The organism is Levilactobacillus mulengensis (assembly GCF_003946045.1).
Taxonomy (GTDB): Bacteria; Bacillota; Bacilli; order Lactobacillales; family Lactobacillaceae; genus Levilactobacillus; species Levilactobacillus mulengensis.
The window spans coordinates 52,701-72,567 of sequence record NZ_RHNW01000008.1 but is presented as its reverse complement, the minus strand read 5'-3'; the positions used below and the strand labels follow the sequence as shown (position 1 = coordinate 72,567).

Below are 19,867 nucleotides of genomic sequence, written 5' to 3'. Positions count from 1 at the left end.
CGTTGCCAGGTGTTTTTGGCACTACTTTGATTGGAGTTCTTGGACGGTGGCAGTTAGACTGGGACTGCCAAAGCCGACCAGGAGAAGGGACAGCAAAATTAATTCGATGAGATTGGGTGTGTTGGTTTGAGACATTGATGAGGCCTCCTTAGGTATCATCGAGGTTCATTGTAGCAAGCTTATATAATGATTGCGTGTGGTTTATGTATTGAAGATGTAAAGGCCAAAATTGACGATTAATGCGGCAATAATCCCCCGAAAAACCATGGTACAATAGGGACGATTAATTAACCATTTAGGGGTGAAAGCATGATTGCAGAATTTGAAGAATATCTCGCTAAGATTGATGATCCAGCGCACCAAGACCGCGTACGAACCGTGTTGAATTGGGTCCAGGACACCTTCCCACAATTAGAGCAGCGGTTCGCTTGGAATCAGCCGATGTTTACTGACCACGGGACCTTTATCATTGGGTTTAGCGTGGCCAAGGCGCACATGGCTTTCGCTCCGGAAGGACCCGTGATGGCCCAATTTGCCGACCAGATTGCCGCCGCGAAATATAATCCGGGTAAGAAGTTTGGTCGTATCAAATGGACGCAGGACGTAGACTACGACCTGCTGAAACAGATTATTGCCTTTAATATTGCCGATAAGGCCGACGTCACGACGTTCTGGCGTAAATAACTCAAAAAAATTCCCCGCTAGCTGAATAACAGCTGACGGGGAATTTTGATAGTTTAAGAAAATTTTGGTTGATTCTTGTTCTTTGTCGCAACTGTTGAAGCGTCAATGGCCAAACCATTTTCATCGGTCCGGACCACGAAGACGTCGACCGCCGTCATTCGGCTAACGTAAGCCGTGACGGAGCCCTCAACCATCCGGGCAACGGCGCTCATCCCAGTGGCCCCAATGACGATCAAATCGTTCTTGTGGTCGGTGACGAACTCGTGGGAGATAACCGTCTTGGGATTGCCGAAACGCACGTGAATGGCCATATCCTTGAAGCCGGTGGCCGCACGGGTCGTTTGGACCAGGGAGTCTAGGTAGGACGTGGCGTCCGCGACCAAGTCGTGAATCACACCACCGGGCATGGAGCCACTCGCATAGAAACCGTAATGGTTGATGCGCAAGACGTTTAAGAGGTCAATGTGGGCATTGTCCTGTTGGGCAACGATGACCGCTTTCTTTAAGGCCAGTTCCGCTTGGACTGAACCGTCTACGGGAACCAGGATGTTGGTATAGTGCTGTTCCATAATTAGCCTTCTTTTTAAGTTTAAACGCGTCCACGTAACGTAATCGTTGCGGTATCGAGGACGTGGCCGTTGATTTGATGGAGCAGGTCGTTCAACCAGAAGCCCTCGTCCAGGTCTAGCTTGGTGTTCAGGGCGTAGACGGTCAGGCTGTAATCGTGGTCGCCGTTAGGTGGGAAGGGACCCGTGTAGTTTTGGAAAATGGCTGGGTCCGTGTTATTAATGAGGGAACCAGCATTACTGTTGCGGCCGTGAACGTGTGGAATCGCGTTAGTCCGGGACACATCCGCGGTAATTTCACGCGTCGTGCCAGGGAAGTTCGCGGCTACCCAGTGAATCCACGGAAAACCACTGACGGGAACGGCATCGAAGTCGATGAGGTTGAGCGCAATGGTCTGTGTCTTCTTGGGAATCTTGGATAGGCTGATAGGGAACGACTTGACGGGCGTCCCATCGTAAACGTCGTCGCCAGTGGCGTGCTTACTGTATTCGTCGGCTAAGAAGCCGTTTTCGGTTGGCACAAAAATTCTCATAAAACCCCTCCTATGATCAATCCTTAACATTATTATACCGCAGGAGGTAGTCGTTCCGCGAATATTCATTAATAATGTATAAAAATGCGTATAAAATGGATATAGGTAATAAAATTACAGAAATTGGTTGATTTTTTGATTAACGGGCGTATGATGAATAACAATAAGTTTGGTTCCGAGAAAGGATGACGCCCATGACGCCCGCAAAGAAAATTGAAATTTTACAAAAGCTGATTCAAATTAAATCCGTTAACGACCACGAAACCGATGTGGCCGACTACATTGCTAGCCTATTCGCCCCGTATCCACAGGCCAAGGTCGAGAAGGTGCCATTCGCAGAGAATCGCGACAACCTGGTCGTGACGATCGGCAATCCGGACGGTCCCATGATTGGGCTGTCCGGGCACATGGACGTCGTGTCAGCGGGGGATGAAGCCGCTTGGCACCACGCGCCATTTGCTGGGGAAGTTGTGGGCGACCAGCTCTTTGGTCGAGGCGCTTCCGATATGAAGAGTGGTCTGGCGGCCATCGTCATTACCATGCTGGAATTCTTGGAAGTGGGCACACCCTTAGCTGGGAGTATTCGCTTACTGGCAACGGTCGGTGAGGAAACCGGTGAATACGGCGCCGCCACCTTGACCGATGCGGGCTACGCGGATAACTTAGCCGGCCTGGTTATCGCAGAGCCAAGCGGCCTCGACAACGTCGTTTATACCGCGCGGGGCGTGATTGATTACAAGGTCGTTTCTACTGGGAAGGGCAGTCATAGTGCGCAGCCAGAGAAGGGCATCAACGCCATTGATAATTTGATGAAATTTTATAACGCCGTGGGCCCACTGATGGCACAACACACCAAGACCGACCCTGTTCTGGGTGGCCTGTTACACAACGTTGACTTGATCTCTGGTGGGGAACAGATCAATTCGATTCCCGCGCATGCCGAGTTGATGGCCAACATGCGGACGATTCCAGCCTACCCTAACCAGGTCATTTACGACGAGCTAGAGGCCTTGATCGCCCAACTGAATCAGGAGGATGGCGTGCAGCTTGACCTGAGCTACAGCTACCCTGAGGAGGCCATTCCGGGCAATCCGGAGGCGCCACTGGTACAACTGGCCAAGCAGATTAGTGATGCAGTCTGTGACCACGATACGCAGGTGGTCGGGTCAGGTGGCGCCAATGACGGGGCGGAATTCTTGCGAGCTAAGGGCGATTTCACCAGCATTGAAATGGGTCCCGGCAGCAACACCTCACATCAAGTTGATGAGTACATCTCCGTCACGGAATATTTGCAGGCCATTGAGGTCTACAAGCAGTTAGTGCCAGCCTTCTTTGACCAGGTCGCTGCGAAAAATGCGCACGCAACCGCTAATGATTAATTAAATTGAACCGGGTACGACCAGTTGACTAGGAACTGGTTGGGCCCGGTTTTTGCTTGGGTGGAGAATGATTTGGGGGATGGGTACGATGACTGTAGAAATGTTTTCGCTGTTTGGGTATACTGGGAAGAACTTTGGATAGAAACACTTTTTCGGCGAAACATTAAGTTTGCAATTATTTTCTTACTAAATCACTAAAATTAACGATTACGGCTGGAAAAAATGCGGAATCTGACTATATTAGAAGGTAACTTATGTCGGACAACAAATAAGTCATGGGGGAAGGGAAACGCTATGGCCAAGCAATCACGCGGCCTGATTGCCTATCACGTGGGGGTCACTGCCTTGACGTTGGGCTCGGTGCTGAACGTTGGATTACTCTTTTTAAAACAGGGAAACTACGCAGTCGAAATGGCGATTGCCAACGGGTTGTTGGCGATTTTTGCCATGGACTATTTCGTGCGCCTGATCATCACCAAGAATCGTAAAATCTTCCTGATTCAGTCGGCGTTTGATCTGCTAGGTATCATCCCGTTACACCCGGTCTTCGCCTTCTTTCGGCTGGCCCGCTTAGTCCGGCTGATTCGGTTTCATCATCTATTCTGGCGGTTAGGCATCTCTGGTAAGTGGACCAAAGCCTATCACCGGTTTATCTATCAAACGGGTTTTATCTATTTGTTCTCGATTAGTGTGGCAATCATTGTATTGAGTGCCTTTCTCTTTTCACTGACGGAGAAGCAGAACCTGGCCGATTCACTGTGGTGGGCCATCACGACGGCGACCACCGTGGGGTATGGGGATGAGACGCCCCACACGGCCTTTGGTAAAATCATTGCCAGCTTCCTGATGGTTGGGGGCATTGGGTTTATTGGTTTGCTGACCAGTACGATTACGGATTTTATCACCGACCGGGCAGCGCAAACGGCTACGGCCCAGGAGGTTCAGCAACAGACGGATATCACAGCGCTCTTAACGAAAATTGATACGCTAACTGGCAAGGTCGACCAGTTACAGGACCAGCTCGACCGACTGGAAAAATCGACGCCAAAAAAATAGCCCGAACCCGGTTAGGCTCGCGCTAAAAAGTTAACGGACAAACTGTAAATTGTAATTACCTTGGCCATCGGACGTGATGGTATAGGTGGTGTAGCCCGCCTGTAACCACTGGTCCTTAGACGCCTGAGCCCAGTTCTGCGCATCGGCGACAGAGGAGAAGGTATGGGTGCTAGCAAACGTGGCGTCGGCATGGCTGCTAGCCGAAGAGGAACTCGTTGAATTGGCCGAACTCTTTTTGGTTTGGGCCTGATTCAATAATTTCTGCTCACGGTCTTGCACGGCGCTGTTAGACTCTTCGTTGATGGTGCTTTGTAATTTTTGTTTTTGCGTCACGGTTAACCCGTTGTCATTGTAGCTGCTGTACGTTGATTTAAAGCTCTCGAAGGCGGCCTGTTCCGACGCGGATGAAGACTTGGCCACGACGGAGGCACTGGTGCTTGATGAGGCACTGGTGTTGGAACCAGCGTTATTGTGATGATTAATGGCTAAGACCAGCAAGATGGCAATCGCCAACGTAATCAGTGTCATGATCCAAGGCCACCAACGCCGCGGCTTCCGTTGCCGCTGACGGGTAGGTTGGTCCGGCCCCTGATTAAAGTTATACCGTTGTACGCGTGATTTTGGTTCTTGGTTGTTCAACTGAAAAACCTCCATGTCCAGAACGGTGTGAAAAAACGAGCTTGCCGCCGAGACGACAAACTACCACACCCTCCATAATACCTCAAAACGCCAAGAGAAGAAAATTTTACTCCTGATTTCGGCCATTTTTCAATCATTCTAATCCCGATATTTCCGAACGTATTGTATGATAGGAGTGGAACTAACTTTGAAAGGTGGTTTTATTTGTGCATAATGATATTCCCGAATTACCATTAAATAATGGCAACCGGATTCCGCAGCTCGGCCTGGGTGTCTTCCAAGTTGATAACGCTGAGGATACGAAGAATTCAATCAAATGGGCCTTGGCCGCTGGCTACCGCCACATTGATACGGCCGCATACTACGGCAACGAACAGTGGGTGGGCGAGGCCATCCGCGAGAGTGATGTTAAACGTGAAGATGTTTTCGTGACCTCTAAGCTGTGGAACAGTGTCCGGGGCTACGATGAAACCAAGGCAGCCTTCCAAGAAACGCTGGATAAGTTGGGCTTTGACTACTTAGACATGTACCTGATTCACTGGCCAGCACCTGGCTATCTGGATAGCTGGCGAGCCATGGAAGACCTGTACAAGGCCGGCAAGATCAAGAATATTGGGGTCTCTAACTTCAATCAAAAGCAGATGGAAGACATCCTGGCAAACGGCACGGTTAAGCCCGTCGTTGACCAGATTGAAACCCACCCCTACTTACAACAGGACGAAATGCACGCCTACCTGGAAAGCAAGGGGATTCTGCATGAGGCCTGGAGTCCATTAGGTGGCGGTTCAAACAACGCTTTAACGGACCCGGTCATCAATGAATTGGCCGCTGCCCATGACGTGAGCGCCGCGCAAATCATCTTGCGTTGGCACGTGCAACGCGAAGAAATCGTGATTCCAAAGTCCATCCACGAAGAACGGGTTCAACAAAACCGCGACATCTTCGCCTTTGGCCTGGATGAAGACGAAATGAAGGCCATCGCAGACCTCGACGCTGGTAAGCGCGTGGGTCCTAATCCCGATGACGAAGAATGGTTGAAGAAGTCCCAGACCTATTCGGGACGGAAGTAAAGGAAAAGAGTGCGGAACAGGGCGGTTAGGTCCTGAGCATTAGAGGAATAAGGCGTTCTGTTCGGCAAAGCCGAGCAGGGCGCCTTATTTTTCTAAGCGCAGGGACCTGCCCTGTGTAGCACGTTTCAGAGGCCGCCAGTTTCCGGATAGACTGGCGAGAGCAAAGTTAGCGGTCTACGACAGCATTACCAGTAGATCAACGCCGGGCAGGAGTCTGGCTCTTTCCGCACGTTTCGGAGGCCGCAAGTTTCCGGATAGATTGGCGAGAGACAGGTTAGTGGTCTACGGTATCATCAGCTAGAGCGTTGCTAACTCAAAAATATCGGTGACAAATAAAAGCCCCATAAATACTTGCGCAGCATAGCGTGAGTATTTATGGGGCTAAAATGACATCTGAAAAGTTCGACAGAGATAATCCGATACAAAACAAAGGTCCAAACGTACAAAGTAGTGAGTTCACCAATGTAAGTGACCACAGCAAGGCAACTTGAGCCCGCCGCCGGGAACGTAAATGTGCCGCTACACTACTTATACAGCGGAATACCCTGTTCCTTAGCCAAAGGAATCAACTTATCGGATAAGACGTTCACCACGTTAATCGGTACCTTCGCAAAGGGACTGAAGAAGTCCGGATGGTCGGGGTCGGGCACGTCCTGCGTTTCCTTGCGATTGGGCACCAACGCCTCTAAATCAGCCTTGTGTAGGCCCAATTCCTTAGCATAGTAGACGATTTCACGGTAGGTGACGTTTTTAAAATAAAAGTAGTAACAGAGGGCGGCAACGACAAAGTACCAGAAGATGGTCCACTCTAGACCAATTTTACTGGGGTCTAAAAAGCCAATGACGATGGCCGCAACCACGAAGACGACGTAAATCAGGGCTGAAATAGCGGCCCAACGCTGTTTGTGCGTCAAATTTAAGTACCTCGATTTCCTTAATTGTGTTGGTACCAGTGTACGGGGTTTCGGGTGGTAAATTCAAGCGATTTCGCTAAAATCTAACCGGAAAGGTCGATTTTCCGCGTCAGTCGTGTATAATAACACGGTAATGTTGCCAATCGCTTAGGAAATGAGAGGTAGACGAAGTGAGTTTAAGTTTTGAAACAATCCAACCAACAGATTTCAAACAGGTAGACCAATTAGTTTCAGCAGCGTTCGCCCCCGTTGAAGAGAGTGACGGTCGCGAGGTCGACTTGATTCACCAGCTCCGGTCAACTTATGAGTACCAGGGAAGCCTGGAAGTCGTTGCGAAGCCCGCAGTTGATCAGGTCGTGGGCCATGGCTTACTGAGCCCAGTCACGATTCGGGGCAACCAACACAAGACGACGGTGGTTGCCTTGGCGCCACTGGCCGTTCATCCCGATTGGCAAGGCAAAGGTGTCGGGAGTCAACTGCTAAGCGAGTTAGAGACGCGCGCCCGGCAAGCTGGCTTTCCCGCTATCAGCGTGGTCGGCGACATGAACTACTATGGCAGTCGCGGCTACGTGATGGCCGAAGACTTTGCCATCCACAACACGTTACCCGTACCGATGGGCAGCCACTTGATCAAGCCGTTAACGGCGGGAGCCTTAGCCCACGTTGGTGGGATGCTGGAATATCCCGGCGTGTTTTACAATGATTAACGTTTGCTGAGAACACCTGAATTTGATGGTGGAAAAATTAATTAATTTTTTTGAAATCGCCGTTAAAGTCAACGGACGCACCGGATTCAACGACCAACCATTAAGATTAAAATTAAATTAGAGGTTGACGGGTATCTGTCGTCGTGATAGTATCAAAGTCAATCAAATACAGAACGCTAATTTCCATTACCAAGTAGCGTGTCATCTGAGTGTCAGAAAGTCGGTGGTTGCTGCGAACCGATCAGGGTGATTACGATGAAATACAGTGGAATGTCCTGGTACGCCAGGCGGAGAATGACTAGAACCGTTACCTTCTAGAGAGTGGAGTTACTGGGGCTAGAACCAGTGGCTCAAGTTGGGTGGTACCACGGTTTAGTCTTAATCGTCCCTGTTGCATAGTTGCAGCGGAGACGATTTTTTTATTACATAAAACTTGGCAAATAAGAGGGAGCGATTTTTATGAAAGAACAATCCAACAAGAGTCACAAGCCGGTTAGTTTCGGCGAAGCCATTATTATTTTATTAGCAATGTTAGCCATCATGGGTCTCGGTGTTATCAAATTTGGGCTTTCCCCAACGACGCCGGTTCTGTTAGTTATCGCGTTAGTGATTCTGTGGGCGAAGGTCCGCGGCGCCGATTGGGATACCATCCACGGCGGGATCACTGAAGGCATCAAGACCGGGATCATTCCCATCTTCATTTTCCTGTTGATTGGGGCCTTGATCAGTGTCTGGATCGCCGCTGGAATCATTCCATCTATGATGGTCTTCGGGTTCCATTTAATCTCGGCGCAATGGTTCGTACCATCCGTCTTCCTGGTCTGTGCCATCGTTGGGACGTCCATCGGGAGTGCCTTCACCATCATCTCCACGATTGGGATTGCTTTGTTTGGGATGGGGACCACGATGGGCTTCAACCCCGCATTAGTCGCTGGGGCCATCATCTCCGGAGCTATCTTCGGTGACAAGACTTCACCGCTGTCTGATTCCACGAACCTGGCATCAGCCATCGCTGAATCCGAATTATTTGCCCACATCAAAAACTTAATGTGGTCCACGATTCCCGCATTCTTTGTTTCCTTGATTCTCTACTTTATTCTGGGGACCGGGGCATCTGATAGCAACGCCATGGGTAAGATCAATGCGACTGTGGCCACGTTAAACGCCAACTTCTCCATTACTTGGTGGGCGGCTTTACCAATCATCGTGATGTTCGTCTGTGCTTGGCGGAAAATCCCAGCCATTGAAACGTTGTTGTTAAACGTTGGTTTAGGGATCGTGATGTTATTCATCGAAAAGCCTTCAACGTCAATTAGTAGTGTCGCTACCATGATTGAATCTGGATTCGTTTCTAAGACGGGTAACGCCAGTGTTGATGCGTTACTGAGCCGTGGTGGGATTAGCGCCATGATGGCGACGGTCTCCTTGATTATCTTGACGCTGACCTTAGGTGGCCTCCTGATGCAGTTTAACATCATCCAAACGGCCATGGTGCCATTGGCTAAGCGTTTAAAGAGTTCTGGTTCCTTAGTTACCGCCGCTATCCTTTCCGGGATTGGCGTGAACATCTTCGTTGGGGAACAATACCTCTCCGTGATCTTACCGGGGAAGGCGTTCAAGCAAACCTTTAACGACCGGGGATTAGACAACTTGGCCTTGAGCCGGGTCTTGGAAGATGGTGGGACCGTCATCAACTACTTGATTCCTTGGGGGGTTGCTGCCGTCTTCGCTGCCAACACGTTGGGCGTCTCCACGTTGGCTTACCTGCCATTCTGTTTCTTCAGTCTCTTCTCACCTGTCTTCTCCATCCTCAGTGGGTTCACTGGCGTTGGTCTGAAGCGGTTGCCATCATCTGATGATCAAAGCGCCACGGCTGCCTCAATGGCCGCTGACGGGCGTTAATCGCTAGTTAGAATAGAAGCATCGCATGTTATTGCACGACCAGCAGTCGTTCTTGTGGGTGGCCTCAGGTTAGGGGCCGAGGATGAGTGGGTGGTTGTGAAATGACCACGATGGATATGAATGTTATTTAAAATAGTCGTTTTCGCTGGAAGTTCTGGCGAAAGCGGCTGTTTTTGTGAAATTAGTGAGTTAAATGGTTTTTAGCTATAACTATTAGTTGTAAAAATAGGAAAGGTATTTACTATGCTTGACATTAGGCTTATCCTTGAAATCAAGCCGCTTAATAATAGCCATGATAGAAGATGTGTGAGTGAGCACTGATGCGTATGAAATACAAAAATATAAGGAAAGTTGGTGAGTGGTATGCACGATAACATTAAGCAGTGGATCAAAAAGCCTGTTAGCTGGTTGGAGATGATAGTGGTATTGTTGGTTTTGCTTCTGACGTTTACGCCATTTATCCCAAGCAATGCCGTTAGACTGTGTATTTTACAAAGCGGGCATCCGTTTGCGGCTGTGCTTTCAGGGCCCAGCAAGTTGCCTAAATCAGAAATTAAGTACTACAGTGGCAACAAGAGTCAGTTACATTATCAAATTAATGTGCCTTTTGCTACGGAAAGCGCCGACGTGGACGTTGTAGTGGTACATAGGGTTTCTAAAAACCATTTCTATAATAAATATGTTGCGACGCCTTCCTATGCGGTTGGACCGTAAAGAAAGATCAATAGATTTTGCGAATATGGAACACTTTTCAGTGTATTCGCTCAGTTTTCATACATATATGGCACTTAGATAGACTGTTCCCTGTGAATTGTGCTAGGAGATGTAATTATTTTAACCAGATTGCTTTCAAAAATCATTATACTTTTTTCTATAATGCTTCTTACTTGTGGTAGGAGCTTTTGTGATACCATTTTCATCGAAAAATGCCGTTCGATTACGAATGGTAGAGAATTTAAGCTTGAAGTCGACTATTGTAGCAAATCCGACTAGATTAGCTGTGAAAGACACGCCGACTATCGTACGAAAGGAAACAGCAGGTGTCATTTATAGCGTAAAGCCATTTGAATCTTACCTCGCAGGAGGAGATGTCAGCATGCTGAGTGTATCGAAGATGGGTGGCAATAGTCCATTTTAATAAAGCAACATACATTGCGAATGCGGTCTAGCTGACAAGTAGCGTGTTATCAGAAAAGGGAAGCAAGGTTGATGAGTGCCGTGATTAGTGATTTTAAGAAATGGACTAAAATGCATATGGAATGGTTGGGGAGAAGGGATGATATTGCGTAATAAGCAAATACCCATGAAATTATTTGGATTCGTTGGGCTCATAGTTACGGCATTTTGTATTCTAGGTTACATGATAAATGAGGAAGCCATTTCCGCTCAGGCAGCTTCCCCAATTAATAATTGGGTGTGGGGGATAACCACAGTCTTTGCGCTGGCATTTACGATCTGTTCATTTTTAAATCAAAGACGATTCGCGATTATTAGTTTCAGTCTCATGGTGCTGGGGATGGTTATCTATTTTGGATTTTTGAGTTAGATAACGGGTTAAAGATGGATTAAATGGCAGAAGTGAAAACGTTAAATTGTGGTATTCATTATTACAATGACGCTTCGTACAAAGACCGTAAGTACACATCTACTTGGACGGCTGTACAAATGTTTTGGAAGTACTTTACACAAGTTAAGCACAGAAAACATTATACTTCTAGACACCAAAGTACCATTAATAGACATGCATCGCGAGGTGACGTCATTCAATTTTGGAATCGAAAAAACGGATGGTTTCATATGGCGACTGTTTATAGTACATCTAGTAAGAGACTGCGCTATACTGCCCATTCTACAAGTCACATTAGAAAGCCCTTGAGGGATGCAAATAAAGGTCGCGCGTCAAGGAAATGGAAGAATCCGGAATTATCGTATTATTAAAATGGGAATTCATTAAGTTATTGTGAAAATTATCAGGGAGGTCTTTATGAAAAAAAGATTGTTGAAATTATTGATTTTTTTGGTAGTTATCACTTCCATAGTGATTATTGTTTTTATAAGAGCCCTGTTACCTGATACTCCACAAAAAGCAGTGCGTTTTGTGATTCTAAAGAATGGACATCCGATTATTGCATTGACTGAGGATCCTAAGAGACTGAGTGGAGATGATTCTCTGGGCTATTCTGGTGGCAAAGAGTGGAGATATTATGAAGTTAGGACGCCATTTGATGCATCAAATGGTTGGATAAATATTAACACAGTGGCCATGAGTGAGCCAGCTCATGGTTCACATATGTACAGAACACATGTGGTCCACAGTGTTGATTGAATTTCATTTCAACTTGAAGCTAGAATGCCGTCAGACTGTGTATTTTGCAAAGCGGGTATCCGTTTGCGGCTGTGCTTTCCGGGCCCAGCAAGCTGCCTAAATCAGAAATTAAGTACTACAGTGGCAACAAGAGTCAGCTACATTATCAAATCAATGTGCCTTTTTCTACAGAAAGCGCAGACGTGGACGTTGTAGTGGTACATAAGGTTTCTAAGAATCATTTCTATGATAAATATGTTGCGGCGCCTGCCTATGCGGTTGGACCGTAAAGAGGGATCCGCAAGACTTGGCTTGGCGATAAGTAAGGCATAGGTTAATTAAAATGGGTGTGTCTGGGGGAAGTTATTTGAAGAAAAGAAAAAGAACTATCCTAATGTTTTTGCTCTTTGCAGTTGTATGGAGCGCTACAACTGTTGTAACAGTTATTCCGTATTCACCTCAAAATGCGGTTCGCTTGTATGTATTAAAGAACGGTCATCCAATTGCTTCTATGTTTGCGTTCCCAAAAGTTATGTCACGAGCTGATAGTAAACTACAATCGGGTAATAATAAATTAACTTGTTATGGCGTAAACATCAATTTTTCGGCAGGTCCTGCAGGTGTGCCAATATACGCTGTTCGAGTAAAAAAATTAGTTTGCATAAATACTAGGCATATCCGGCGTATCCTTTGGGATAAGTAGCTTGAATGATTCACTGAGTTTTGAAACTACATTTTTTATTTTATTCCTATAACAAGACACAATCAAAAAGACAGCAGGCACGGCGTAGTTTCTAAAGTCGTGTCCGCTGCCTTTAATGTATTCTAATCGCTAACGCCCAACCGAAGCCATGACCGGCACCGTATACAGGTACGTGGCCACCAGCGCGTTCACGGTCACTTCCCGGTCATCCGGCAACTGTAGATAGAGCAGATGTAGCTCCTCATCACGTGCGACAATCGTAACTGGCACATTCAACGGCAGGGCTAGGTGATCGACGTAAGCCACCAAATTAGCCGTTTCCAGGTAGCCGGTCAGCGTGACCGTTGTCGCCACTGGTACGTCGCTGAGACGGGTAATGTGGCTATCGTCTGGCAGGGCCGTCGAATCCAGCAGGCCGCCAAAGGGACTCCGCTGTGGATGGTCGAGGTACTCGGCCAGCGCACTCACTGTGACGGGGGTTAAGGCATCAGCCATTTGCCAGGCTTGTGCTGGAATCTGCGCGAGCGGCAGGTGTAACTGCTGATCACAAAAGACCTCGCACAATCGGTAAGCGTAGAGTAAGTGGCCGGCGACAGCCTTACCCTGTTCGGTCAGCGTCACCCCTGTATAGCGGCGCCGATGGACGAGCCCCTGCGCCTGTAGTTGGCGGGTCGTCTCAGTGACTGTGGCCGGAGTCACGTTGGCGAAGTGAATAATCTGTTTATTGCTGACACGAGCGCGGGCAAAGCTACACTCCGCGATGATTTTTAAATAAGTATTTTGATGGTTCGACATCCAATCAACTCCCCAGTGAATTGAAAATAGTTAAGTGCCCCTAAAAATTTATTTTACTAGTTTAAATTCTACTGGTAACGGTCGAAAGTTGCAAATCTTTCTGTTCAGTCATAAAAATTTTGATGGCTTTAAATAACAATTTTAGAATAAAATGCCTGATTAACGGCATTTATCGTTCAAAAGTTTTGTGAACCAAAAAAACTTTTCGATGGATTTCACTTATTAAGTTCACTAAATTCAGTAGCGAAAGGCCGGGGATGAAACCGCTTAAATTACGAATATTATTATTAACAAGTTCACATTTTAAAGTTAAGTCACCCTAAATTTCTATTTGATTTAAGTAAACTTTACGGTACAATGGGCCTTGTAGGAAACAGAAGGGGGTCTTGATTTTGAGTGATACACCAAAGAAGCACAAACTCATTGAATATGCCAATGGGCGGTCACTTGAAGAGATTAACGGTACCGTTAAAGTACCAAAGGGGAAAGGGTTCTGGAAAACACTATTTATGTACTCCGGGCCTGGTGCGTTAGTTGCGGTCGGTTACATGGATCCAGGTAACTGGTCAACGTCCATCACTGGTGGGCAAAATTTCCAATACTTATTAATGTCGATTATCTTGATTTCAAGTTTGATCGCGATGTTACTGCAATACATGGCGGCTAAACTTGGTATCGTGAGTCAAATGGACTTGGCCCAAGCCATTCGGGCGCGGACCAGCAAGTCCCTCGGCATCGTGCTGTGGATCATGACGGAGTTTGCCATTATGGCAACGGATATTGCGGAAGTTATTGGGGCCGCAATTGCCTTATATCTGCTGTTCCACATTCCATTGGTCATTGCCGTGTTTATCACGGTGTTAGATGTTTTGCTCTTATTGTTGCTGACCAAGATTGGCTTCCGGAAGATTGAAGCCATCGTAGTTTGCCTGATTTTAGTAATCCTGGTGGTCTTCGCTTACGAAGTCGCCTTGTCTAACCCTGACTGGGGTGGCGTCTTTGGCGGCTTGATTCCTAGCATGAAGACGGTCGCTTCCACGCCACACATTGGTGGACAAACGCCTATCAGTGGGGCCTTGGGAATTATCGGGGCGACGGTTATGCCCCATAACCTTTACCTGCATTCAGCCATTTCGCAAACGCGGGAAATTGATCATAACGATGAAGAAGACGTGGCCCGGACGGTTAAATTTACCAGCTGGGACTCCAACATCCAATTGACCTTGGCTTTCTTCGTGAACGCCTTGCTGTTGATCATGGGGGTTGCCGTCTTCAAGAGTGGGTCCGTCAAAGACCCATCATTCTTCGGCCTGTTCCAAGCCTTGTCCGACACCAGTACCATGAGTAACGGGGTGTTGGCTGGCGTGGCCCGGACGGGGATTCTGTCAACGCTGTTTGCCGTTGCCTTGTTAGCTTCTGGGCAAAACTCAACGATTACGGGGACCTTGTCTGGTCAAGTTATCATGGAAGGCTTCGTACACATGCGGATGCCATTGTGGTTGCGGCGCTTAGTCACCCGGCTACTGTCCGTGATTCCTGTCTTGATTTGTGTCATGCTGACCAGTGGCAAGAGTGCCATCGATGAACATGAGGCGTTAAATGATTTGATGAACAACTCACAAGTTTTCTTGGCCTTTGCCCTGCCATTCTCCATGCTACCGTTGTTAATGATGACGGACAGTGCGGTTGAAATGGGCAAGCGGTTCAAGAACGCGATGTGGATCAAGGTGCTCGGCTGGATTTCTGTGCTGGCCCTGACCTACTTGAACCTGATTAACATGCCAGCTTCTATCCAAGGATTCTACGGCAACGCCATTACGGCGAGCCAAACATCCACGGCAAATGTGATTGCTTACGTTTTGGACGCGGCCATTATTATTCTGTTAGCTTGGATGATTCTAGAACTCCATAAGGGTAGCAAGCGGTTAATCGCAGAACTGGCAGCTGAAAAGGCTGAGAAGTCTTTAGGAAACGAGGAGGCATAGCTCATGGCAACGACGTTTAAACGAATTTTAGTGGGGGTCGATGACTCGGCAGACGCGTTATTAGCGTTTGACTACGCCATTCACCAAGCCAAACGAGATGCGGCCGAACTGATTATTGTGTCGGTCCTGGAACACGACGATATGAACGTCTACCAAGCCTTAGATAGCGACTACGTCCACGGGGAACGAGACGAGCTGCGGGCGCACATGCAAGCCTATCAAAAGCAGGCCCAAGATGCTGGTGTCGCAGACGTGAAAATGGTTATCGCGGAGGGCGAACCAGGGGAAACCATCGTCCGCGACGTGATTCCCCACGTCAAACCAGACTTATTAGTCATCGGCTCAATCGCCAAGAAGGGCGTCAGCCGTTACTTCGGGAGCCAAGCGGCCTACATGGCAAAGTATGCACCCATTTCTGTGATGGTCATTCGGTAGGGATTATGATGTTACAAGAACAATAGCTTCTTAAAATTATGTGAAAAGGCGTGATCAGTGTCAGTGACCAGAGGCAGGTCAAGCGGACCAGCTATGTCGGTGGTCTTAACTGAGTGATTTTCTCAGTTTAGAGCACGGGACGACCTGGGAGACTGGTGGTTTTCCAGGCTTTCAGGCGAGGCGGAAGACCGTTTCCCAGGCTGGAGCCGTTCCCCATAGCAGGGGAGCTTGAGCCTGCCGTCGGGAACGAAAGTGATCAGGCGATGCAACATCGATGTAAGATAGTAAAAGCGTACGAACTAAGCCGTTAGCCCACTAAAACGTGGTCTAGCGGCTTTTTTGATTCCTTAAAATTAACCGTCACCCCCCTAAATTTAACGACTCACCATTTAGCAGCGCCGGCAGCTGGGCATTGCCGTACACTAGCGTTGGTCAGAAAAGTTGACCAGGAGGAGTGAGAGCATGCCAGAAGAAAAGAAGCACAAGCTGATTGAATACGCGAACGGCCGCTCACTGGAGGAAATCAATGGGACGGTCAAGGTGCCCAAGGACATTGGTTTCTGGAAAACCTTGTTTGCGTACTCAGGGCCTGGTGCGTTGGTTGCCGTGGGGTACATGGATCCCGGGAACTGGTCGACGTCAATTACCGGTGGTCAAAATTTCCAGTACCTGCTGATGTCTGTCATCTTGATGTCAAGTTTGATTGCGATGCTGTTACAATACATGGCGGCTAAACTTGGTATCGTGAGTCAGATGGATCTGGCCCAAGCCATTCGCGCGCGGACCAGTAAATCGCTAGGGGTAGTTTTATGGTTATTAACCGAATTGGCCATTATGGCGACGGATATTGCGGAAGTTATTGGAGCAGCGATTGCGTTGTACCTGCTGTTCCACATTCCGTTGGTCATCGCCGTCTTCATCACGGTCTTTGATGTGCTGTTGCTATTATTGCTGACCAAGGTTGGTTTTCGAAAAATTGAAGCCATCGTGGTTTGCTTGATCATGGTGATTCTCTTCGTCTTCGTCTATCAGGTTGCTTTGTCCAATCCCGATTGGGGTGGCGTCTTCAAGGGCCTGATTCCGACTGGCGAAACGTTCTCGACGGCCCACGCGGTTGCCGGGATGACGCCATTAAACGGGGCGCTCGGCATCATCGGGGCCACCGTCATGCCCCACAATTTGTACCTGCACTCGGCTATTTCCCAGACGCGGTCGATCGACCACAACGATGAGGAAGATGTGGCACGGACGGTTAAATTTGCTGGACTAGATTCGAACATTCAACTGACCTTTGCCTTCTTCGTCAACGCGCTACTGCTGATCATGGGGGTCGCCGTCTTCAAGACCGGCGCCGTCAAGGATCCTTCCTTCTTCGGCCTGTTCCACGCGCTGTCAGATACGACGACCATGAGCAATGGCGTCCTGAGCAGTGTTGCACGGACCGGTGTTTTATCTACGCTGTTCGCCGTGGCCTTACTGGCTTCCGGGCAAAACTCCACGATTACCGGGACGCTATCCGGGCAAGTTATTATGGAGGGTTTCGTGCACATGCGGATGCCCCTGTGGCTACGGCGGCTGGTAACCCGGTTGCTGTCAGTGATTCCTGTCTTGATTTGTGTCATGTTGACCAGCGGCAAGAGTGCGATTGCGGAACACGAAGCACTGAATGATTTAATGAACAATTCGCAAGTCTTTCTGGCGTTTGCCCTGCCATTTTCCATGCTGCCCCTCTTGATGATGACCGATAGCAAATTGGAAATGGGCGAGCGTTTCAAGAACTCCTGGTGGCTCAAGATCTTAGGCTGGTTCTCCGTCATTGCCTTGACCGGGTTGAATCTGGAAGGCATGCCGGGGCAAGTTCAGGCCTTCTTCGGCAGTAACGTCACAGGTGGCACGTTAGCCCTGGCCAATGGCATTGCCTACGCGTTGATTGCGGCCGTGCTGGGCTTGTTGGCGTGGACCATTGTGGAATTACATTTTGGCAACAAGCGCCTGGCCGCATCAATCGCGGCCAAGGAAAAATAGGGGGATGAGTGCATGCCAACCACGTTTAAACGAATTTTAGTCGGTGTTGACGATTCGGCGGATGCCTTGTTAGCCTTTAGGTACGCGATTCATCAGGCAAAACGAGACGGAGCCGAGCTAGTGATCGCGTCGGTATTGGAAAAGGAAACTATGAACGTTTACCAAGCGCTGGATACGGATTTTATCCACGGGCAATATGACGATTTAAAACGGCACGTCCGTGAGTACCAGCAGCAGGCAGAGGACGCGGGCGTTGCCGCTGTCCGCATCATGATTGCGGAGGGCGAGCCGGGTGAGACCATCGTGAAGGAGATCATTCCCCAGGTTAAGCCGGACATTCTTATTGTTGGGTCGATTGCCAAGAAGGGGGTCAGCCGCCACTTTGGTAGCCAGGCCGCGTACATGGCTAAGTATGCGCCGGTCTCGGTGCTGGTGATTCGGTAAAGCACAATTAGAAAAAGATTTGCTAAAAAGCAAGAACGGCTCATCCGCAAAATAGGATGGGCCGTTTTTAACTATCGTTGCAAATTTTTGCCAGTAGCATATGATGAGAGAGTAAGAGATTTAACAAACGATTAACCGAAAGGATGAATAAAACAATGACGATGAAGGATGTCATGATTGACGATAGTTTTTGGCAAACGTATCCGGAGGCACAGATCAATTTGATGTGGCTGACGGGCTTTGATAACCATGATACGGATGATAATCTGGCCGAACGCCAAGAACTGTTGCGCACGGCGACGGCAGAATCCGACAAATTTACCAAGGTTGACCCCTTCCGGAATAACCCGGTGGTGGCCGAATGGCGGGAGGCGTACCAACAATTTCCCAAGCGTAAAGGGGCGCGTTCTTCGATTGAAGCCCTGTTGAAGCGGGCTAGTCAGGGCCACGAGTTCACGCCAATTGAGCCACTGGTTGACGTGTATAACAGTATTTCACTGCGTTATGGCGTGCCAGTCGGCATTGAGGACCGAGATAAAATTGCCGGTGACCTGCATTTAGGCACGGCGCAAGGCGGCGAATCCTTCTTCCCATTGGGTGCAGAAGAGGATGACCCGGCCCGAGCTGGCGAAATGATTTACTACGATGATGAGGGCGCCGTATGCCGGAGCCTGAACTGGCGGGAAGCCCAACGGACCATGTTGACGGACGACACTACCAACGGGATTGTCGTGATGGAATCGGTCAACGCCGACCAGGCCGCCCGGGCCAATGAGGCCATGGCAGCCTTAGCCGAATTGATTCCAACCTACTTCGGAATCAAGCCAGATAAGACGGCCGTTTTGACCGCAGAAACGAAGTAATTAGCTTAGTTGCCACTGGCACAGAAGTTTCGGGGAAACCTGTGTTAGGTAGCGATAGACTGAGTTTGTAGGGGCAAGAGAAGGGGAGAATTTTTTGGAATTAAATCAGGGAAGAAGACAGCCGGCATACCAGCTCATCCTAACGTGGGTACTGGTAATCGCCGTCATGAATATTGTCGGTTATCTGTTGAAAAAAGCCAGCTTGTCGACGATGTTAACATCGTTTTTGGAAGAAATTGTTGTCCTAGTAATCGTTTGCTTGGCTAACCGGTTTTGGTTAGGTGTGCCGATTCGGTTGAAGTCGGAGCTGCCATTTTGGCAACAGGTTAAGACCAATGGGGTCCCCGTATTTTTTATGGTTGTAAATGGGTCCATGCTGGTCACGGCCAAACGCTTTACGGAGCACTCAGCCCTGCTGGTGTTACTGGCGTTGCTGATTGCCATCTTTGAGGAGACGTTGTTTAGAGGCATCTTGCTCGGTGGCTTTCTTCGGCGATTTGCCAGCAATGTGCGATGGGGCGTGTGGTTAGCGGCAATCTTCAGTAGTTTATTGTTTGCTGCGAGCCATTTGATCAATTTGTCCCACCAAAGCCTGACCATGACTGTCGGGCAAGTCCTGATGGCCTTCGGGTTTGGCCTGCTGACGAGTGCCATGTATCTCCGGACGGGCAGCTTGTTGTGGACGATTGCCTGGCATTTCTTGGAGGATGCCCAGGTGTTGGTCAATACGGGATTGCTCCAGCAGGGCGTAAATTTACCTGCCTGGGCGGGTATCGGGCCACTGGTCGTCTATGGCGGCGTTGCCTGGTTCATGTTGCGGCGGTCTAAGTTGGCAGACATTCGGGCTCGCTTTTTGAACTAA

Annotated in this window: 22 protein-coding genes; 17 read left to right on the top strand and 5 right to left on the bottom strand. The window is 48.6% G+C overall.

The window, feature by feature from the left end; translation table 11 throughout:
* Nucleotides 1-309 precede the first annotated feature (309 nt).
* Nucleotides 310-684 carry an iron chaperone gene (locus EKM84_RS08785; protein ID WP_318531076.1) on the top strand — a complete coding sequence of 125 codons (375 nt, stop codon included), beginning with the start codon at nucleotides 310-312 and terminating at the stop codon, nucleotides 682-684.
* 53 nt (nucleotides 685-737) lie between these two features.
* On the opposite strand, the gene EKM84_RS08780 is transcribed toward EKM84_RS08785, so the two are convergent.
* Complete coding sequence (locus tag EKM84_RS08780; RefSeq protein ID WP_164511360.1) at nucleotides 738-1,253, bottom strand: universal stress protein; 516 nt, start codon at nucleotides 1,251-1,253, stop codon at nucleotides 738-740.
* A 20-nt stretch (nucleotides 1,254-1,273) separates the two neighbouring features.
* Entirely contained in the window at nucleotides 1,274-1,783 is a 510-nt protein-coding gene (locus EKM84_RS08775; protein ID WP_125765392.1) for a YbhB/YbcL family Raf kinase inhibitor-like protein, read from the bottom strand.
* 194 nt (nucleotides 1,784-1,977) lie between these two features.
* On the opposite strand from EKM84_RS08775, the gene EKM84_RS08770 reads away from it, so the two are divergent.
* Both EKM84_RS08770 and EKM84_RS08765 read left to right on the top strand, forming a co-directional pair.
* On the top strand, nucleotides 1,978-3,162 hold the full coding sequence (locus tag EKM84_RS08770; RefSeq protein WP_125765391.1) for an ArgE/DapE family deacylase: 1,185 nt from the start codon (nucleotides 1,978-1,980) through the stop codon (nucleotides 3,160-3,162).
* 294 nt (nucleotides 3,163-3,456) lie between these two features.
* Nucleotides 3,457-4,218, top strand: a complete 762-nt coding sequence (locus EKM84_RS08765; RefSeq protein ID WP_125765390.1) for a potassium channel family protein — start codon at nucleotides 3,457-3,459, stop codon at nucleotides 4,216-4,218.
* Between the two features lie 30 nt (nucleotides 4,219-4,248).
* Here the strand turns inward: EKM84_RS08765 and EKM84_RS08760 are convergent, their stop codons facing one another.
* Nucleotides 4,249-4,857: a hypothetical protein gene (locus tag EKM84_RS08760; protein ID WP_125765389.1), complete on the bottom strand. Its 609-nt coding sequence runs from the start codon at nucleotides 4,855-4,857 to the stop codon at nucleotides 4,249-4,251.
* Between the two features lie 206 nt (nucleotides 4,858-5,063).
* Between EKM84_RS08760 and EKM84_RS08755 the strand changes: the two genes are divergently transcribed.
* Nucleotides 5,064-5,927: an aldo/keto reductase gene (locus EKM84_RS08755; protein WP_125765388.1), complete on the top strand. Its 864-nt coding sequence runs from the start codon at nucleotides 5,064-5,066 to the stop codon at nucleotides 5,925-5,927.
* Nucleotides 5,928-6,451: 524 nt separating this feature from the next.
* Here EKM84_RS08755 and EKM84_RS08750 read toward each other — a convergent pair.
* Complete coding sequence (locus EKM84_RS08750; RefSeq protein WP_125765387.1) at nucleotides 6,452-6,841, bottom strand: hypothetical protein; 390 nt, start codon at nucleotides 6,839-6,841, stop codon at nucleotides 6,452-6,454.
* 170 nt (nucleotides 6,842-7,011) lie between these two features.
* Between EKM84_RS08750 and EKM84_RS08745 the strand changes: the two genes are divergently transcribed.
* The 7 genes from EKM84_RS08745 to EKM84_RS08715 all read left to right on the top strand — a co-directional run bounded on the left by EKM84_RS08745 (nucleotide 7,012) and on the right by EKM84_RS08715 (nucleotide 12,458).
* Nucleotides 7,012-7,548 carry a GNAT family N-acetyltransferase gene (locus EKM84_RS08745; RefSeq protein ID WP_125765386.1) on the top strand — a complete coding sequence of 179 codons (537 nt, stop codon included), beginning with the start codon at nucleotides 7,012-7,014 and terminating at the stop codon, nucleotides 7,546-7,548.
* 459 nt (nucleotides 7,549-8,007) lie between these two features.
* A complete protein-coding gene (nhaC, locus tag EKM84_RS08740) occupies nucleotides 8,008-9,450 on the top strand; it encodes a Na+/H+ antiporter NhaC (protein WP_125765385.1) in 1,443 nt (480 codons plus the stop codon).
* Nucleotides 9,451-9,813: 363 nt separating this feature from the next.
* A complete protein-coding gene (locus EKM84_RS08735) occupies nucleotides 9,814-10,164 on the top strand; it encodes a hypothetical protein (RefSeq protein WP_125765384.1) in 351 nt (116 codons plus the stop codon).
* 568 nt (nucleotides 10,165-10,732) lie between these two features.
* Nucleotides 10,733-10,996 carry a hypothetical protein gene (locus tag EKM84_RS08730; RefSeq protein WP_125765383.1) on the top strand — a complete coding sequence of 88 codons (264 nt, stop codon included), beginning with the start codon at nucleotides 10,733-10,735 and terminating at the stop codon, nucleotides 10,994-10,996.
* Between the two features lie 23 nt (nucleotides 10,997-11,019).
* On the top strand, nucleotides 11,020-11,388 hold the full coding sequence (locus EKM84_RS14525; RefSeq protein WP_125765382.1) for an amidase domain-containing protein: 369 nt from the start codon (nucleotides 11,020-11,022) through the stop codon (nucleotides 11,386-11,388).
* A 46-nt stretch (nucleotides 11,389-11,434) separates the two neighbouring features.
* A complete protein-coding gene (locus EKM84_RS08720; RefSeq protein ID WP_125765381.1) occupies nucleotides 11,435-11,776 on the top strand; it encodes a hypothetical protein in 342 nt (113 codons plus the stop codon).
* A gap of 346 nt (nucleotides 11,777-12,122) precedes the next feature.
* Nucleotides 12,123-12,458, top strand: a complete 336-nt coding sequence (locus EKM84_RS08715; protein ID WP_125765380.1) for a hypothetical protein — start codon at nucleotides 12,123-12,125, stop codon at nucleotides 12,456-12,458.
* Nucleotides 12,459-12,587: 129 nt separating this feature from the next.
* Here the strand turns inward: EKM84_RS08715 and EKM84_RS08710 are convergent, their stop codons facing one another.
* On the bottom strand, nucleotides 12,588-13,253 hold the full coding sequence (locus EKM84_RS08710) for a metal-dependent transcriptional regulator (protein ID WP_125765379.1): 666 nt from the start codon (nucleotides 13,251-13,253) through the stop codon (nucleotides 12,588-12,590).
* Between the two features lie 392 nt (nucleotides 13,254-13,645).
* Here EKM84_RS08710 and EKM84_RS08705 point away from each other — a divergent pair, with 392 nt between their 5' ends.
* From EKM84_RS08705 to EKM84_RS08680, 6 genes are all read left to right on the top strand, one after another.
* Complete coding sequence (locus EKM84_RS08705; protein ID WP_125765378.1) at nucleotides 13,646-15,238, top strand: Nramp family divalent metal transporter; 1,593 nt, start codon at nucleotides 13,646-13,648, stop codon at nucleotides 15,236-15,238.
* Between the two features lie 3 nt (nucleotides 15,239-15,241).
* Nucleotides 15,242-15,673 (top strand): universal stress protein, encoded by a 432-nt coding sequence (locus EKM84_RS08700; protein ID WP_125765377.1) that lies wholly within the window; start codon nucleotides 15,242-15,244, stop codon nucleotides 15,671-15,673.
* A gap of 462 nt (nucleotides 15,674-16,135) precedes the next feature.
* A complete protein-coding gene (locus EKM84_RS08695; protein WP_125765376.1) occupies nucleotides 16,136-17,698 on the top strand; it encodes an Nramp family divalent metal transporter in 1,563 nt (520 codons plus the stop codon).
* 12 nt (nucleotides 17,699-17,710) lie between these two features.
* A complete protein-coding gene (locus EKM84_RS08690) occupies nucleotides 17,711-18,142 on the top strand; it encodes a universal stress protein (protein ID WP_125765375.1) in 432 nt (143 codons plus the stop codon).
* Between the two features lie 161 nt (nucleotides 18,143-18,303).
* Nucleotides 18,304-19,005 (top strand): B3/B4 domain-containing protein, encoded by a 702-nt coding sequence (locus EKM84_RS08685; RefSeq protein ID WP_164511364.1) that lies wholly within the window; start codon nucleotides 18,304-18,306, stop codon nucleotides 19,003-19,005.
* A 94-nt stretch (nucleotides 19,006-19,099) separates the two neighbouring features.
* Nucleotides 19,100-19,867: a CPBP family intramembrane glutamic endopeptidase gene (locus EKM84_RS08680; protein ID WP_125765373.1), complete on the top strand. Its 768-nt coding sequence runs from the start codon at nucleotides 19,100-19,102 to the stop codon at nucleotides 19,865-19,867.